The 1,595-nt window shown below is 66.6% G+C and carries 2 protein-coding genes; both read right to left on the reverse strand.

Translation table 11 applies throughout. The annotated features are described in order from the left end of the window. Window positions 1–921 (reverse strand): ABC transporter permease (locus tag EN914_RS34815; protein ID WP_164779146.1); only part of this gene is annotated, 921 nt, incomplete at its 3' end. Between the two features lies 1 nt (window position 922). Beyond that, window positions 923–1,595: ATP-binding cassette domain-containing protein (locus EN914_RS34820; RefSeq protein ID WP_164779147.1), on the reverse strand; the 673-nt coding region annotated here is incomplete at its 5' end.

Genomic DNA, 1,595 nt, shown 5'->3' on the forward strand with positions numbered 1-1,595 from the left:
GTGGGCGGCCACCTGCCAGTCGGGTGGAATGTGCAGGAAGGTGAGCAGCGGCGAGGCGGCCAGCGCCAGCGTCAGCGCGCCGATCACCGCACCGATCGGCGACACCCGGCCGCCGACGAATTCGCCGCCGCCGAGGATGACGCCGGCGATCGCCAGCAGCGTGTAGCCATTGCCGATATTGGCATCGGCCGAGGTGGTGATGCCGATCAGCGCCATGCCGGACAGCACGCCGAACAGGCCGGCGAGCGCAAACAGCACAATCTTGGTTCGGAGCAGCGACCAGCCGGCGCGACCGAGTGCCGCCGGATTGCCGCCCGAGCCGCGCAAGATCACGCCATAGGAGGTGCGCATCAGGCCGAAATGGACGATGAGGCCGATCAGCAGCGCGGCGATGATCGGAAACGGCACGAAAGGCGGCTTGAACGCCATCAGCCCGAGCAGCCAGTCCGGCGCCTTGCCGCCCGGTTTGGGCAGGACGAGAATCGCGAGCCCCTGCCAGACGAAGCTCATGCCGAGCGTCACCACGATGGACGGCAGGTTGCGCAGATGGATCAGTGCGCCGAGCAGCGCATAGACGCCGATCGATCCGAGCAGGATGGCGGCGCCGATGAGCGGCGCGTCCTTCAGCCAGGTCGCGGTGACACAGCCGACGAAGCCGACGAAAGTGCCGATCGACAGGTCGAGCTCGTTTCCGGCAATGACGAACATCTGCGCGATCGTCGCCAGCGCGATCGGGATCGCCAGGTTCAGCATCAGGCTGAAGCCGAAATAGCTGATGGCGCGCGGGTTGAGCCAGGCGATGGCGAGCAGCACCAGCGCCAGCGACAGCGCCGGCAGCAGCCCACGCAGCAGGCGGGCGCGGGCCAGCGCGCCACGTTCGGCGGAAGTCCTGGCAGCGGTGTCGAGGCTGGCGGCCGTCATCTCAGGCCGCGTCGCCGAAGGAGGACTGGATGATCTTCTCTTCGGTCAACTCGTCGCGACGCAGATTGGCGACGATGCGGCCGTTCTTGAAGACATAGATGTGGTCGCAATTGTCGAGCTCTTCGGTTTCCGTGGTGTACCAGAGGAAGGTACGGCCTCGGGCAGCCTCCTCGCGCACGAGGTCGTAGACCTCCAGCTTGGTGCCGATGTCGACGCCGCGCATCGGGTCGTCCATCAGCACGATCTGTGCATCCGAGCCGAGCGCACGCGCAAACAGCGCCTTCTGCTGGTTGCCGCCCGATAGCGAGAAAATGTTGTTGTTCATATCAGGCGTACGGATGCCGATCTTCTTCTGCCAGAATGCAGCAAGCTCGGCCTCACGCTGCGGCGAGATCAGCAGCCCGCTGCGCAGCCGCGCCAGCGAGCGGATGCCGATGTTCTCAGCAATCGACCATTGCGGAAAGATGCCGTCCGACTGGCGGTCGCCAGCCACCAGCGCCACCGGCGCTGTCACCTCGATGCCGGCCCGGGCGCGCGATGCCCCGCTAAAGATCGCCAGCAGCAGGTCTGTCTGGCCATGTCCGGCAAGCCCGGCAAGGCCGATGATCTCGCCGGCGCATGCGACAAGATCGGTGCCGTCCTTTTGCGCGGCGGGCCGCGCCCCGACCCCCAGC

Origin of the sequence: Mesorhizobium sp. M7A.F.Ca.CA.001.08.2.1, from assembly GCF_003998455.1 — a bacterium.
Classification (GTDB): Bacteria; Pseudomonadota; Alphaproteobacteria; order Rhizobiales; family Rhizobiaceae; genus Mesorhizobium; species Mesorhizobium ciceri.